General features: G+C 33.2%; 15 protein-coding genes. 11 read left to right on the top strand and 4 right to left on the bottom strand.

Going from position 1 to position 14766, the window contains the following annotated elements; translation table 11 throughout:
* Together ACCQ42_RS06685 and ACCQ42_RS06690 are read left to right on the top strand one after the other, a co-directional pair.
* On the top strand, positions 1 to 281 hold a 281-nt coding region (locus ACCQ42_RS06685; RefSeq protein ID WP_410035726.1), incomplete at its 5' end, for a hypothetical protein.
* Positions 281 to 565, top strand: coding sequence for a hypothetical protein (locus tag ACCQ42_RS06690; RefSeq protein WP_106460675.1), 285 nt, complete (start codon positions 281 to 283; stop codon positions 563 to 565). The genes ACCQ42_RS06685 and ACCQ42_RS06690, both read left to right, overlap by 1 nt.
* 30 nt (positions 566 to 595) lie before the next feature.
* On the opposite strand, the gene ACCQ42_RS06695 is transcribed toward ACCQ42_RS06690, so the two are convergent.
* The 3 genes from ACCQ42_RS06695 to ACCQ42_RS06705 form a co-directional block, all read right to left on the bottom strand.
* Entirely contained in the window at positions 596 to 1303 is a 708-nt protein-coding gene (locus ACCQ42_RS06695; RefSeq protein WP_410035727.1) for a TraX family protein, read from the bottom strand.
* 116 nt (positions 1304 to 1419) lie between these two features.
* On the bottom strand, positions 1420 to 4044 hold the full coding sequence (ppdK, locus tag ACCQ42_RS06700; protein ID WP_410035728.1) for a pyruvate, phosphate dikinase: 2625 nt from the start codon (positions 4042 to 4044) through the stop codon (positions 1420 to 1422).
* Entirely contained in the window at positions 4041 to 4859 is an 819-nt protein-coding gene (locus ACCQ42_RS06705) for a pyruvate, water dikinase regulatory protein (protein ID WP_410035729.1), read from the bottom strand. The genes ppdK and ACCQ42_RS06705 overlap by 4 nt, the downstream gene beginning before the upstream one ends.
* 465 nt (positions 4860 to 5324) lie before the next feature.
* Here ACCQ42_RS06705 and ACCQ42_RS06710 point away from each other — a divergent pair, with 465 nt between their 5' ends.
* The 6 genes from ACCQ42_RS06710 to ACCQ42_RS06735 all read left to right on the top strand — a co-directional run bounded on the left by ACCQ42_RS06710 (position 5325) and on the right by ACCQ42_RS06735 (position 11727).
* Positions 5325 to 7961 (top strand): valine--tRNA ligase, encoded by a 2637-nt coding sequence (locus ACCQ42_RS06710; RefSeq protein ID WP_410035730.1) that lies wholly within the window; start codon positions 5325 to 5327, stop codon positions 7959 to 7961.
* Entirely contained in the window at positions 7961 to 8689 is a 729-nt protein-coding gene (locus ACCQ42_RS06715) for a class I SAM-dependent DNA methyltransferase (protein ID WP_410035731.1), read from the top strand. The genes ACCQ42_RS06710 and ACCQ42_RS06715 overlap by 1 nt, the downstream gene beginning before the upstream one ends.
* Before the next feature lie 2 nt (positions 8690 to 8691).
* On the top strand, positions 8692 to 8892 hold the full coding sequence (locus ACCQ42_RS06720) for a cold-shock protein (protein WP_106460669.1): 201 nt from the start codon (positions 8692 to 8694) through the stop codon (positions 8890 to 8892).
* Positions 8893 to 9004: 112 nt separating this feature from the next.
* Positions 9005 to 9373, top strand: a complete 369-nt coding sequence (locus tag ACCQ42_RS06725; protein WP_106460668.1) for a hypothetical protein — start codon at positions 9005 to 9007, stop codon at positions 9371 to 9373.
* Positions 9366 to 10949, top strand: coding sequence for an ATP-binding cassette domain-containing protein (locus ACCQ42_RS06730; RefSeq protein ID WP_410035732.1), 1584 nt, complete (start codon positions 9366 to 9368; stop codon positions 10947 to 10949). The genes ACCQ42_RS06725 and ACCQ42_RS06730 overlap by 8 nt, the downstream gene beginning before the upstream one ends.
* Positions 10933 to 11727 (top strand): ABC transporter permease, encoded by a 795-nt coding sequence (locus tag ACCQ42_RS06735; RefSeq protein ID WP_158698382.1) that lies wholly within the window; start codon positions 10933 to 10935, stop codon positions 11725 to 11727. Before ACCQ42_RS06730 ends, ACCQ42_RS06735 begins: the two co-directional genes overlap by 17 nt.
* Before the next feature lie 23 nt (positions 11728 to 11750).
* Here the strand turns inward: ACCQ42_RS06735 and ACCQ42_RS06740 are convergent, their stop codons facing one another.
* Positions 11751 to 12047 carry a rhodanese-like domain-containing protein gene (locus ACCQ42_RS06740; protein ID WP_106460665.1) on the bottom strand — a complete coding sequence of 99 codons (297 nt, stop codon included), beginning with the start codon at positions 12045 to 12047 and terminating at the stop codon, positions 11751 to 11753.
* Positions 12048 to 12142: 95 nt separating this feature from the next.
* Between ACCQ42_RS06740 and pcp the strand changes: the two genes are divergently transcribed.
* The 3 genes from pcp (at position 12143) to ACCQ42_RS06755 (ending at position 14740) form a co-directional block, all read left to right on the top strand.
* On the top strand, positions 12143 to 12787 hold the full coding sequence (gene pcp / locus ACCQ42_RS06745) for a pyroglutamyl-peptidase I (protein ID WP_106460664.1): 645 nt from the start codon (positions 12143 to 12145) through the stop codon (positions 12785 to 12787).
* A gap of 1 nt (position 12788) precedes the next feature.
* Positions 12789 to 13808: an alpha/beta fold hydrolase gene (locus ACCQ42_RS06750; protein ID WP_106460663.1), complete on the top strand. Its 1020-nt coding sequence runs from the start codon at positions 12789 to 12791 to the stop codon at positions 13806 to 13808.
* Positions 13809 to 13888: 80 nt separating this feature from the next.
* Entirely contained in the window at positions 13889 to 14740 is an 852-nt protein-coding gene (locus tag ACCQ42_RS06755; RefSeq protein WP_106460662.1) for a fructosamine kinase family protein, read from the top strand.
* Positions 14741 to 14766 lie beyond the last annotated feature (26 nt).

The following is a 14766-nucleotide window of genomic DNA, read 5'->3' on the forward strand; positions in this document are numbered from 1 at the left end:
TTGTACTATTTATTGTATCCATACCAATTGTTTTTGTGAGATTTTTCTATTTTGTTTTGAAAAAATCATTTGAAAATAAAAATTCAACCACAGTTAAAATAGCAACTAGGGGGATTGTCTTATTTTTATATACAATTGCGATTTTAACACTCTTTGCCTATGCGATTTTTGCGACAGAAATGGGTGTAACTAAGAGAATTATATCAGGTCTTATTGCTATTTTTATGTCAATATATTTTGGTATAATTGTTAAGAAATATATAAAAAAGGAAGCTTACTAATGTGGTTAATTTTTAGTGCAGCTGCAATAATTACTGCCCTTTTAAATATAATGAATTTCAAAAACTCTTCGGATTTTTTTAGGTTTTTGTCTTTATCTTTTACAAGTCTAACTGTATGTGCTTTTTATGCCGATGGGGCAGGAAGGATTATAAAAGAAGACTGGGCAGGACTTATGGATACCATGCCAACTATTTCTAAGGCTCTTTGGATATGTGTGGCCCTTTCAATTGTTATAAATTCTATTTCTCTAATAAAGTCTTATAAAATAAAAAACACAAAATAAAAAGGCAGCTTAAATAAATTAAGCTGTCTTTTAGATTTTAAAGGCCATCCTTATTATTCCAAAAATTAAAAGATGGACTGGGTAAAATAGGTAGTTAAATATTTTATTTTGTTTGCCTTTTTCTCCATTATATAAAAGTACGGTTGCAAAACCGAGGATGGCGTAGATTTCCTTGATGATTACTAGGTAGGAAAGAACTGATGCTAGGATTCTTTTATCATAGAAAACATAATATAGGTAGATGGTTATAATGGCATAATACTCATAGTCTGATGAGATTAGCATAGATCCTAGACATGACAGAGCTACAAGAATTAGCGATACGATGACCCAAAGTGGTCTATTTTTTATGCTTTCTTTTAGCCTATCAATTACCATTATGGTAAAAAGTCCTAGGGCAAGACCCCATAGAATATTTTGTGACCAGGTATTTACAAACTCAGCCGATTGGAACATATCATAAGGAATTTCTGAAATCACCGCAAAAATTAATAGATTCCTTAAATATTTCCAGCGTGATTTAGTCTTGAAAAATCCTTCCACTATCATAAAGGCAAAGATTGGAAAGGCAATTCGTCCTAGGATATCAAAGATAGTTGTAAGAATAACTAGGGGACCAGACCCTGTCAAAAATGGTGTTATGATTGCTTTATTAAAATGGTCTATAAACATTGAAGCAAAGGCTATATATTTAAGCTGGGCTCCATCTATTACTTTAAATTTTTTTAATTTTTCCATAAATTCTCCTTTTAGATTATTTGAAGATTTTATCTCAAAAATATAAAAATAGCAAATTTTTTGTGAAAAAAAATCTCCAGTTAGAAAGACTAACCGGAGAAAATTATTTTTATAGCTTATTTATTTTTTTCTATTGCTGCTTGAGCTGCTGCAAGTTTAGCTATTGGAATTCTAAATGGTGAGCATGATACATAGTCAAGACCTACATTGTATAGGTATTTAACTGTATTTGGTTCTCCACCGTGTTCACCACAGATACCAAGGTGTAGATCAGGATTTGCTTTGGATCCTTTTTCTACAGCTGTTTCTACTAAGAAGCCAACGCCTTTTTGATCTAGAACTTGGAATGGATCCTTTTCTAGGATATCTTTTTCGATGTAAGCTGGTAGGAATTTACCTGCGTCATCTCTTGATAGACCGAAGGTCATTTGTGTAAGGTCGTTTGTACCAAAGCTGAAGAAGTCAGTAATTTGAGCTATTTCATCAGCTGTTATAGCTGCTCTTGGAATTTCGATCATTGTACCTAGTAGGTAGTCAATTTCCATGCCTTGTTCTTCAAATACTTTTTCAATTTCTTTTACAACTATATCTTTTACGTAAGCTAGTTCGTGTACATCTGATGAAAGTGGGATCATGATTTCTGGAACTACTTTTATGCCTTCTTTATTTAGTCTAATAGCTGCTTGCATGATTGCTCTTGCTTGCATTCTTGAGATTTCTGGATAGATTACACCAAGTCTTAGACCTCTGAAACCTAGCATTGGGTTTACTTCTTGAAGTTCAGAAATTCTTTCGTGAATTCTTGCTGGTTGCATCTTTAATTCTAGGGCAAGATCAGCGATTTCTTTTTCTCCCTTTGGTAGGAATTCGTGAAGTGGTGGGTCAAGAAGTCTAACAGTTACTGGTCTTTCTTCCATTAGTTTGTAGATTTGATAGAAGTCTTCTTCTTGCATTGGAAGGATTTTATCTAGAGCTGATTGTCTTGTTTCAAGATCAGAAGCTAGGATCATCTTTCTAACTTGGAAGATTCTGTCATCAGCAAAGAACATGTGTTCTGTTCTACATAGACCGATACCTTCAGCGCCAAATTCTAGAGCTTGTTTTGCATCTCTTGGTGTATCGGCATTTGTTCTAACTTTCATATCTCTATATTTATCTACCCATTCCATGAATGTTCCAAATGCTCCGTGCATTTGTGGTGGTTGGGTCTCAAGAGATCCTGCATAGATTGCACCTGTTGAACCATCTATTGAAATTGTATCTTGATCTGTTAAAACTACATCGCCTACTCTTAGGGTATGTTCAAGTTCGTTTACGTGGATATCTGAAGCGCCAGATACACAGCATTTACCCATACCTCTTGCAACTACTGCAGCGTGTGATGTCATACCACCTCTTGCAGTAAGGATACCAACAGCTGATACCATACCTTCAAGGTCTTCTGGGCTTGTTTCCTCACGTACAAGGATTACAGTTTCACCATCTTTTGCTCTTTTTGCAGCTTCTGGTGCAGAGAAAGCTATCTTACCTACTGCAGCTCCTGGTGATGCTGCAAGACCTACTGTTAGGGCTTCAGCTTTATCTACAGCTGCTTGAGTGAAGGTAGGGTGGAGAAGTCCGTCTAAGTCTTGTGGGTTAACTCTTAATAGAGCTTCTTTTTCGTCAACTAAGCCTTCCTCTACCATATCTACAGCTACTTGGACTGCAGCTTGGGCAGTTCTTTTTCCATTTCTAGTTTGTAATAAATAGAGTTTACCATCTTGGATAGTAAATTCCATATCTTGCATATCTTTATAGTGTTTCTCAAGAGTTTGGGCTGTGTTTGCAAATTCTTCATATACTTCAGGCATTAAGTCTTTTAGATGGCTGATTGGTTCTGGAGTACGAACACCTGCAACTACGTCTTCTCCTTGGGCGTTCATTAGGTATTCACCATATAGAACGTTTTCTCCTGTAGCTGGGTTTCTAGAAAATGCTACACCAGTACCACTTGTTTCGCCCATGTTACCAAATACCATTGATTGAACGTTAACAGCTGTACCCATCTTATCATCAATATCGTTTAATTTTCTGTAAAGGATTGCCCTGTCGTTATTCCATGAAGAAAATACTGCAGCAATAGCAAGGTCTAATTGTTTTCTAGGATCTTGTGGGAATTCTTCTCCAGCAAGTTCTTTATAAACTACCTTATATTTATCAACTACATCTACAAAATCTTCAGCTGTAAGGTCATGGTCAGTTGCAACGCCCTTTTCATTTTTCTTGGCTGTTAGAACTTCTTCAAATTTATTTTTATCAAGTCCCATTGCAACATCAGCAAACATTTGAATAAATCTTCTATAAGAGTCATAAGCAAATCTTCTGTTTTGAGTTTTATTTTCAAGACCCTTAACAGCAACATCGTTAAGACCTAAGTTTAGGATAGTATCCATCATACCTGGCATTGATATAGGTGCACCAGATCTAACTGATACTAGAAGAGGATCTTCGTTATTACCAAAAGTTTTGCCATTGTGTTTTTCTAGGTCTTTAATATGTTCAGTGATTTCAGCATTTAATTCATCCCAAAGCTTTTTATCTTCTTTGTAGTATCTGATACATGCTTCTGTTGTTACTGAGAAACCATAAGGAACATTGATTCCCATGTTGGTCATTTCTGCAAGGTTTGCTCCCTTACCGCCTAGAAGGCTTCTCATTGATTTGTCGCCTTCATCGAAGTTATAAACGTATTTTGTGCTCATAATTTTTCCCTTTCTTTATTTTGATTTAAATAATCAATTATAAGTTCCGAAGTTTCTTCTATAGATCTGTAAGTGACATCGATTATCGTACATCCCAAATCATTCATTAATTCAAGTGCGTAATCGATCTCGTTTTTGATACGCTCCTTAGAAGAGTAGAGAGAGTCTACTGAAAGATTGAGTGATTTTAGCCTTTCTTCTCTGATTTTTTTAAGTACATCCTTGTCAATAGTTAGACCGAAAATTTTACTTGGGTCAATTTCAAAAAGCGCCTGAGGGACTTTTGAATCTATAAGCAAGGGGATGTTACTAACTTTGTATCCCTTACTAGCCATATACATGGATAGGGGAGTTTTTGACGATCTTGAAACTCCTATGATAGCTATGTCGCAATGTTCAAGGCCCCTAAAATCTTGACCATCATCATATTTTATAGCAAAATCTAGGGCATCCATTCTCCTAGTATGGAGAAATTCTGTAGGGTCAATGAAATTAGATTTTTCGTGAGGATTTTCACCAAGAATCTTGGCCATGGAATTAATTGAATAATCCATAAGCTCAATGCTATTAATTTCATTAGCCTTACAGAAATTTTTGACATAGGCATTCATCTTAGAGTCCCTAAAAGAGTGATAAATTATTGAATTGTTAGAACTTTTAATTACACCAAGTATATCATTTAGCTTTGATAAGTTACTTAGATTGTCAAATACTTCTATTTTGTATTTGGCATCAAAATGACTCATGGTACTATTAACTATATCTTTTAGTAGATAAGCACCGCCATCTGATATAAGGTAAATTTTTAAATCCATAATTACTCCTACACCAAGACTCTAAATATATTATAACAAAAAAAATCAAATAATGAAAATATTTTCATTAAGTCTGAAAATTTTTATTGATATATATTAAATTATATTCATTTTCGTAGATTTGTCTAGTAAAAAAATTATTAAAATTAATTTACCGTATCAAAGCTATCGTTTTCATAAAGTGTTTTTTTCTAAAAGGTCTATATATTGACATTTTGGCAAAGATAAATATAATAAGACTATTAAATCAAATATTAACAATAAAAAAGGAGTAGTCTAGAAATAAGCTTAGAGAGAAGATGGTCGGTGTAAATCTTACTTAGGACTAGGTGAAGGTTGTTTTCGTATATGTTAGTGTAGCATGCATAAATGCAAAAGAGAGTCTTTTTATAAAGAAATTTAGGTGGTAACGCGATAATTCGTCCTATTAAGCGCTACCGCCTTTTTATATTGAAAGGAGAAATGATGGATACTAAATATAATCCACAGGATTTTGAAAAGAAAATTTACCAAAAATGGGAAAATAATGGATATTTTAAGGCAAAGGTAAATCCGGATAAAAAGCCATTTACAATTGTTATGCCACCACCAAATGTTACAGGTCAACTCCACCTTGGTCATGCCCTAAATAATACCCTACAAGATATCATAATTAGATATAAGAGGCTTGCAGGATTTGAAGCTTTATGGATACCAGGTACAGACCATGCTTCTATATCTACAGAAGCAAAAGTAGTTGGTAAAATTGCTGCTGAAGGCAAAACAAAGGCAGATCTTGGAAGGGAAGGATTCTTAGAAGAAGCTTGGGATTGGACCCATAAGTATGGTGGCACAATCAAAAAGCAGCTAAGAACAATAGGTGTTTCTTGCGATTGGGACCATGATTCCTTTACAATGGATGAAAATCTAACAAGAGCTGTTAAAAGAGTTTTCAAGAAAATGTATGATGATGGTCTAATTTATAGGGGTAATAGGATTGTAAACTGGGACCCAATGGCAGAAACTGCAATCTCTGATGCAGAAGTTTACCATAAGGATCAAAAGGGCAAGCTTTGGTATATCAAATACCACTATGAAGATTCCGATGACTTTATAACAATAGCTACAACCCGTCCAGAAACTATGCTAGGTGACCTGGCTGTTGCAGTAAACCCAGAAGATGAACGTTTTAAGGATAAAATTGGAAAAAATTTAATCTTACCACTAGTAGGTCGTAAGATTCCTATAATTGCAGATTCCTACGTAGATATGGAATATGGTACAGGTTGTGTAAAAATTACCCCATCCCATGACCCTAACGACTTTGAAGTAGGTGCTCGTCACGACCTTGGCCAATGTGTAGTCCTTGATTCCAAGGCCCACATAGTAGATGGCTATGGTAGATATTCTGGCATGGAAAGATACGAGGCGAGAAAAGCAATGCTTGCTGATCTTGAAAAAGAAGGCCTACTTGTAAAAATAGAAGAAATCGACCACGCTGTTGGATATTCTGAAAGAACAGATGTTGTAATAGAGCCACTTATTTCAAAGCAATGGTTTGTAAAGATGGATGGCTTTGCAAAAATGTGTATAGATGCATATAATGATGGCGAATTAAAACTAATTCCTGATAACCTATCCAAAACCTATATGAACTGGCTAGAAAATATCAGAGATTGGACCATATCACGTCAATTGTGGTGGGGCCACAGACTTCCAGTATTTTATACAGAAGATGGAGAAGTCATCGTATCAGAAGAAATGCCAGATGAAAACGGCATGCTAGAGGGTAAAAAAGTAACACAAGATGAAGATACACTTGATACCTGGTTTTCATCAGCCCTTTGGCCATTTGCAACCCTTGGTTGGCCTGAAGAAAACGAAGAATTTGACTATTTCTTCCCAACAGATATCTTAATCACAGGTTATGATATAATATTCTTCTGGGTAATAAGAATGGTCTTTGCTTCCCTTTATACAACTGGAAAAGTTCCATTTTCACACGTCTTATTTACAGGTCTAATTAGAGACAGCCAAGGTAGAAAGATGAGTAAGTCCTTAGGAAATGGTGTAGACCCAATAGATGTAGTTGAAAAATTTGGTGCAGATGCCCTAAGATTTACCCTAATTACAGGCAACTCTCCAGGAAACGATATGAGATATGATGAGGATAAGCTCCTTGCATCAAGAAACTTTGCCAATAAATTATGGAATGCATCAAGATTTGTCCTAATGAATATAGATGAAAATGACAAGCTTGACGAAAACTTTGGAGACTTATCCCTAGAAGACGAATGGATTCTAAAGAGATTAAATCAAGTTATTGAAGATGTATCCAAAAACCTAGACAAGTATGAAATAGGACTTGCAGCAGATAGGATAGAGGATTTCATCTGGAATGAATACTGCGACTGGTATATAGAATTCGCAAAAATCAGATTATATGGCGACAATCCTGAAGAAAAATTACAAGTTAAGAAGGTATTGCTTTACGTTCTTAAAAACATGCTAATCCTTCTTCATCCATTCATGCCATTTATAACAGAAGAAATCTACTCAGCACTTCCAAACAAAGATGACATGCTAATTGTAGAAAAATGGCCAGAAATAAGAGAAGCATATAATTTCGTAGAAGAAGAAAAGAATGTAAACTCAGTAATAAAGGCAATCACAGCCATAAGAAACCAAAGATCAAGCCTAAATGTACCTGCAAAAACCAAACAAAAGCTTACAATTCTAGCAGAAAATGAAGCGAATAAGGCCCTAATCGAAAAGATCAAAGCCCAATTTATAAACCTAGCAAGCGCAAGTGAAGTAGAGGTAGAAAATAAGGCTGACTATAAAATTGAAGATGATGGCATGGTTAAGCTAGTATTTAACGAATTTTCTGTATATATGTCTTTAGATGAGCTTATGGATTATGATAAGGAAAGAGCTCGTCTAAAAGATGAAATTAAAAAGCTAGAAAGTGAAATAAAAAGAGCAGAAGGCAAGCTTTCAAACAAGGGCTTTGTAGATAAAGCACCAGAGGCAGTAGTAAATAAGGAAAGAGAAAAACTTGAAGGCTACAAGGATCTACTTCAAAAAACAAAAGAAAGCCTAGAAGAAATTAAGGATAAGTAATGTACGGTGAATTTGCCTATATTTATGACAAATTATCATTTGATATAGAATATGAAAAATATGCTAATAATATCAAAAAATTAATAAAAGAATATGGGATTAAAAGAGAAAGGATGCTAGAGCTAGCTTGTGGCTCTGGCATGCTTACCAATCATTTTTTTGATGATTTTAAAGAAATTGATGCCCTAGATTTGTCAAGTGAAATGCTAGATTGTTTTGCATCAAAATATGACAATGACAAGGTAAATCTAATCTATTATGATATGGTAGACTTTGAAAATCCCAGGGCTTATGACCTAATAGTAATACTTCTAGATTCCATAAATTATGTGACAGATCCTAAAGATTTAGAAAAGCTTTTTAAAAATTGCTATAACAATCTAAAAGATGGAGGACTCTTAATTTTTGATATAAATTCAGAAATGAAGATGAGAGAAATCTTTGGGTCAAATTGCTTTGTTTATGAGTATGAAGATATCTTCTATACTTGGGATAATTATATGGAAAATGACTTAGTAGATATGGAGCTTAATTTCTTTGTAGAAAATCCTGATGGGACCTACAAGAGAATTAGGGAATACCAATGTGAAAGAGTCTACAGCATAGATTATATGGAGAATTTAGCTAAAGATTCTGGATTTATTGATTTGAAAATATTTGATGAGGATACATCAGGAAAGGTGGATGAAGATACTTTAAGAGTATTATTTGCAGCAAGAAAGGCGTGAAAATGAGTATAGGTGTAGTTAAATTTTTTGACAATAAAAAAGGTTTCGGCTTTATAAAATGGGCTGGAGATGATATTTTTGTCCATTATTCAGATATTATAACTGAAGATGAATTTAAAAGACTCGATCAAGGCGATAATGTAGAATTTGAAAAAATTGATGCTCCAAGGGGGCCTCAAGCGATAAAAGTTAAGAAAATTTAAGGATTCCCTCATATTGAGGGACTTTTTTTATGGAATGTAAAAAACTCAAGAAACTTATAATTGATTAACAAGCTAAATTGTGTTATTATAGAAGCATAAGAAAGGAAGACTTATGGATTTTTTAGATGGTGTTTTTTCTAAAGTAAGCAAGGCTTCTAACAAGGTTAGCGAGTCTGCAAAAACAAAATTAGAAGAAAATAAACTTAAAAAAGAATATAAAAATTTGGAAGAAGAGATGAACCAAGCTCTAAGATTACTAGGGTGTGAGGTCTATGATAGGCTTGAAAAAGGTGAAAGTCTGCCTGATTTTAAGGAAGAAAGAGAAAATATAAAATCTTTATATGAAAAACTTACAAATTTAAATAACCAAATAAATATCATGACCAATGCCACTAGGAAGTGCCGTAATTGTGGGGCAATTTATGAAGCAAATTCAAATTTTTGCCCAATATGTGGACAGAAGAGAGAACTAAATGGATAAGTATTTTTTAAAAGAAAAATGTCCTCATTGTTCTCATAATCTAAAAATAGGATATAAGTATTGTCCAAATTGTGGGATTTTAGTTTCTAACGATGGACCTAGGGTGAAGAGGACTTCATTTTTAGGCAAAAAAGATTTGACCAGAGAAGATATTCCCTTAGCAAAGCCTTTGCTAAATGTGTATGATAGCCTAAGTAAGAGCATCAATGCTTCAGATAAAATTCTAAATGCAGATATATATCCTCTTATAGTTAAAATTGGAGAAGAAGTTGAGCTTTTAAAATTTAATAAGGAAATTATTCTAGAAGATGGTTCGATTTTGGCAAATGACTACAAGGGCTATTATTTTAAAGGAAATCCTAATTCAAATTCATTTGTAAATAAGAAATTAATAGATCCTAATAAGAAATATTATCTGTTAAATAATGATCTAATTGAAGTAAATGCCTTATCACTTGTATACACTATCTTAGACCAGGAAGATGTCAAGTGGTGCAAAACAAAACTTGGTGAAGATTTTACGCTAGATGTAGATTTTATAGAATATCAAAATGGCAGATTATACATAAAACCTTCATCAAATGGACTTTACCTAAATAATAAAAAGATTTATGATGAAATTTTATTTAATAATAAGGATTTTGTACTAAACGATTCGAGGATGTTTATACTTAAGGATAATAATTTATTCTATCAAGATAAATTAGAAGATTATCAGAAAAAATCCAAGGCTATATTTGCTGTAAATATATGCAAGGATGATTTCCTAGATGTAGATATAAGAGAAAAAGTAGTTATGACAGAAAATGGGCCCAAAACTCTCCTTAAGGATATAAAATTTAAGGCCCAACCAGGAGAGCTTATCCTAGTTTTAGGATCATCAGGTGCTGGTAAATCTACTCTTTTTAAAGAATTTTTGAATGAAAATAATGCAAATTCATCGATAAGCATTGGAAATATAGACTTCGCCAGGAATTTCAATTTGGTTAAGAGAATGGTTTCTACTGTACCTCAGTTTGATCTTTCAAGGGATAATGATACTGTTTTTATGACTCTTAAAAATTCTGGTCAGTTGAAATTACCAAGAGATTTTACTAAGGATGAGAACTTATTAGATGATTATGTACTAGAGATACTTAAAATGATGAATCTTGATAGAATCAAAGATTCTCTTGTAAGAGATTTATCAGGAGGTGAGAGAAAGAGGCTATCTATAGCTAGTGAATATATTTCATCACCTGTTGTATTTTTGCTTGATGAACCAGATTCTGGTCTAGATGGCTATAATGCTAGGTCTATCATGGCTAATTTAAGGACCATAGCAGATAATGATAAGATAATAATGCTAATATCTCATAGTCCTGATAGGGTCATTGAATTATTTGATAAGATATTGGTCCTAGGTAAGAGCCAAAGTGAAAATTGCGGCAAGCTTGCCTTTTATGGAAGTCCTAAAGATGGGATGGAATTTTTTGCTACAAAAAACATCGAGACAATCGTTGATAGGCTCTTAGAAGACACAGATTATTATATAGATAAATTTAGAAGAGGGGGAGAAAGTGAATTACCTATCTAAGAAAGAACAGATAAAAGTATATTTAGGAAAATTAATTAGAGATTTTAAGAATAAGTCAAAGCTAATAATCCTACTAGGAGCAGTAACAACTCCAGCTATAGTTAGAATAGTTACAGGAGATGATAGTTTCCTTACAACATCATCTGATGCAGGAACTGCTGTTTTTATCCTGGCTTGTGCTTGCTTATGGCTTGGAATATTTAACTCCATTACTTCAATTTGTAAGGAAAGAGATATAATAAAGCATGAATATAGGGAAGGCCTTGACATAAAATCTTATATAGCGAGTCATATGATATTTGGTCTTTTAATATGTTTTATAGAATCCTTGATAATTACTGCATTGCTTACAGTTTTCTACCACCAAAATATTGAAAACTATTTTGTACTGGTAGGTTTATTTATAAGTTTTTTCCTTATAATTTATGCAGCAAATGCGCTTGGTATTTTAATTTCTGCCGCAGTCAAAAATACAGAAATTGCAATGACAGTAATGCCATTTGTTTTGTTAATTCAATTGGTTTTAGCAGGAAATATTAAGCTTGAAAAATTATACCTACAAGCTATATCATGTCTTATGATAAGTAAAAATGGTTATGATGCGATCTTAAGATTGACAGGCTTTACTGAAAGGCCGGGTTCATTTCCAGGTGTAGGAAAGTTTATAGACTATAGTAACGTAAGTCATTTTATAGTTTGTTGGCTTGCACTAATTGCCCTATCAGCCCTAAGCGGTTATTTGGCGGGAGTGGTTTTAGAAAAAAATATAAATAAATAAAGGTCTTGCTTTGGCAAGGCCTTTTACTTTACTAAATTATAATCATATAAGTCTACGCCAGGAGCAAGAGTTAAATCTTTATAACCTAAATAATCTAAGATTGCTAGGGCCTTTCCTGCTCGGCCGTTTGTTCTACAATGAACAACGAGCTTATCACTCTTATCAAGGTCAATATCATTTTCCATAATTTTATCTAAGGGAATATTTATAGAATTTTTGATATGGCCATTTTTATATTCTTCTTCACTTCTTACATCAATAATTTTATATGAATCATCAAGTTTTAATAAGTCATCACCAGTAATTTCTTTTATATGCATTAAATCTCCTTTTTTATGTATTATACTTCAAAAATATTATTGCTATTATTGTTTAAAAAATGACTCTTTTTGGTAAAAGTATATAGAGGTGAGTTATGGATATATTATTAACAGGCTTTGATGCCTTTGGGGATGAAAAAATAAACCCTGCTAGTTTAGTTTTAGAAAAGATACCAAAAATAATAGGAGATGCTAAAATACATAAACTTATAATTCCAACAGTTTTTGGGAAATCAGCAAGTCTTATTGAGGAGAAGATAGAGGAAATTAGACCAGATATAATTATTTCCCTAGGCCAGGCTGGTGGCAGAAGCCATATTACTGTTGAAAGAGTTGCTATTAATATTGATGATGCATCGATAGATGATAATGAAGGAAATAGACCAATTGATAGGATAATAAGAGAAGATGGGGAACCTGCATATTTTGCGACAATACCAATTAAGGCTATTATTAATAAATTACAAGAATCAAATATTCCAGCATCTATATCAAATACTGCAGGAACCTATGTATGTAACCATGTAATGTACCAAGACTTGTATTTAGCAAATAAGTATAAAAATATAAGGGCGGGCTTTATTCACCTACCCTTCTTACCAGACCAAGTAGTGGATAAAAATGGCATGGCATCAATGGATTTACAAACTATGGTAGCGGCTATAAAGCTTGCTATAGAAACAAGCATAGATTTTGATGGGAAAGAAGATATAAAAATAGGATTAGGAAGGACACATTGATATGAAGATTTTAATAGCAGTATTGATATTATTGATGATTCCTCAACTTTATTATTTTAGAAAAGAAAGATTTTATAAGTCACTTTTGATGGCGAGTAAGTATTTTAAGAGGCTGACAATAAAAGAAGATGAAAGTAATGAGGACTTACTACTCACTAATACCGACGGTAATGATATATTTGTAAGAATTTATAAGGCAGAAAATCCTAAGGCTCTTGTGCAATTAGTTCACGGTATGGGAGAGCATGGTGGAAATTATGATCATTTTGCAAAATATCTAGCTAAAAACGGATATCTAGTTGCAGTTTCTGATCATAGGGGTCATGGAAAATCTTTGTCAAATACTTATCCAAATGGTTATATGCAAAGAGCAGAAGAACTTGTAGATGATCAAGTTATGCTAAGCAAATATTTAAAAGAAACATATCCTGAAAAGAAACTTTATATGTTGGGTCATTCTATGGGTTCAATGGTAGTTAGGTTATTTTTAAGAAAAAATGACAAACTAATTGATAAACTAATAGTTACAGGAACTGTACCAGGCAATCCTATAGCAGGTTTGGGAGTATTTTTCTTAAATATTCTATGTTTTTACTTCGGAGAAAAACACGAGAGTGGAATAATTGATTATATAGTCGGAACAGGCAAGGGGATAGACTTTATATCTTTTGACCAGGAAAATATTAGAATTAAAGCAAATGACCCTTTAAGAATCTCTAATTTTTCTTTAGCTTATTCAAGGGCTTTAATCGAGCTTAATCAAAAGTTAACTAAAGCTAGGTCTTATGAAGTTAAAAATCCCGACCTTGAGATATATAACTTGGTAGGAGAAAGCGATCCAATTACAAAAGGGCCTAAGGGAGTAAAATCTAGTTTAGATTTTCTCAAAAAACTAGGATATAAAAATATAAAATCTAAAGTATACAAGAATATGAAACACGAAGTATTAAACGAAACTGATAAAGAGATTGTTTATAAGGATATTATCGATATTTTTGATAATAAGGATTTAAAATACTGAAATTAAACACATATAAGATTTGCTATTTAAAGAATTGATATAAGTGGTAAATTATTAAAAAGAGAAAGAATAGGGGTAATATGGAAAAATTGATTAAAGTCCTACCTTTAGATGATGTGGAATCTATCACATCGATAAACGGTGGCGATGTTAATGAAACTTATAGGCTTAGATCTGATGGAAAAGATTATTTTCTAAAAGTACAAAAAAATACAGATGAATCTTTCTTTGCTGGGGAAAGAGCAGGATTAGAGATTTTTGAAAGAGAGGGGATAAATGCCCCAAGAGTCTTAGCTAGTGGGTCAAATGATGGTAGTGGCTTTATGCTTTTAACCTATCATAAGGAAGACACTATGGGAAGCCAGGAAGATTTAGCAAGGCTTGTTGCTAAAATTCATACCATAGAAAGTCCAAATGGGAAATTTGGTTTTGATTATCCTTATAGGGGAGCAGGAACAATTTTCACAAATGAGTACAAGGATACTTGGAAAGAAATATTTCTTGAACAAAGGATGGATAAACTTAGAGATGAGTTAGCTTCAAGCCTTTTGTGGGATAAGAAAGACCTTGAAAGATATGACCAGGTAAGAAAAGTTATTGAAAAGGAACTTGATAGTCACAAATCAAGGCCAGTCCTTCTTCATGGAGATCTTTGGGCAGGGAATTTTATGTTTGATGAAAAGGAAAAGCCTTTAGTATTTGATCCAAATCCACTATATGGTGATCGTGAGTTTGATATTGGAATCTCAACAGTATTTGGAGGTTTTGGTAAAATTTTCTACAAGGCCTATAGGGATGAGCTTCCTCTATATGTAGGTTGGGAAAGAAGAATAAACTTTTATAGACTCTATCTATTAATGGTTCACCTCTTAAAATTTGGGCCAGTTTATGATTCATCAGTAAATGATGTAATGAAAAATATATTAAATTAAGTGCTTCGGCACTTTTTTTATTGCTT

Origin of the sequence: Anaerococcus kampingae (assembly GCF_046365475.1) — a bacterium.
Taxonomy (GTDB): Bacteria; Bacillota; Clostridia; order Tissierellales; family Peptoniphilaceae; genus Anaerococcus; species Anaerococcus kampingae.

Bases quoted from the DNA above. Each gene is read 5' to 3' on its own strand.
- ACCQ42_RS06725 (WP_106460668.1), top strand. From the start codon at position 9,005: ATGGATTTTTTAGATGGTGTTTTTTCTAAAGTAAGCAAGGCTTCTAAC.
- ACCQ42_RS06715 (WP_410035731.1), top strand. From the start codon at position 7,961: ATGTACGGTGAATTTGCCTATATTTATGACAAATTATCATTTGATATA.
- ACCQ42_RS06740 (WP_106460665.1), bottom strand. From the start codon at position 12,047: ATGCATATAAAAGAAATTACTGGTGATGACTTATTAAAACTTGATGAT.
- ACCQ42_RS06755 (WP_106460662.1), top strand. From the start codon at position 13,889: ATGGAAAAATTGATTAAAGTCCTACCTTTAGATGATGTGGAATCTATC.
- ppdK (WP_410035728.1), bottom strand. From the start codon at position 4,044: ATGAGCACAAAATACGTTTATAACTTCGATGAAGGCGACAAATCAATG.
- ACCQ42_RS06710 (WP_410035730.1), top strand. From the start codon at position 5,325: ATGGATACTAAATATAATCCACAGGATTTTGAAAAGAAAATTTACCAA.
- ACCQ42_RS06750 (WP_106460663.1), top strand. From the start codon at position 12,789: ATGAAGATTTTAATAGCAGTATTGATATTATTGATGATTCCTCAACTT.
- ACCQ42_RS06720 (WP_106460669.1), top strand. From the start codon at position 8,692: ATGAGTATAGGTGTAGTTAAATTTTTTGACAATAAAAAAGGTTTCGGC.
- ACCQ42_RS06705 (WP_410035729.1), bottom strand. From the start codon at position 4,859: ATGGATTTAAAAATTTACCTTATATCAGATGGCGGTGCTTATCTACTA.
- ACCQ42_RS06690 (WP_106460675.1), top strand. From the start codon at position 281: ATGTGGTTAATTTTTAGTGCAGCTGCAATAATTACTGCCCTTTTAAAT.
- pcp (WP_106460664.1), top strand. From the start codon at position 12,143: ATGGATATATTATTAACAGGCTTTGATGCCTTTGGGGATGAAAAAATA.
- ACCQ42_RS06730 (WP_410035732.1), top strand. From the start codon at position 9,366: ATGGATAAGTATTTTTTAAAAGAAAAATGTCCTCATTGTTCTCATAAT.
- ACCQ42_RS06695 (WP_410035727.1), bottom strand. From the start codon at position 1,303: ATGGAAAAATTAAAAAAATTTAAAGTAATAGATGGAGCCCAGCTTAAA.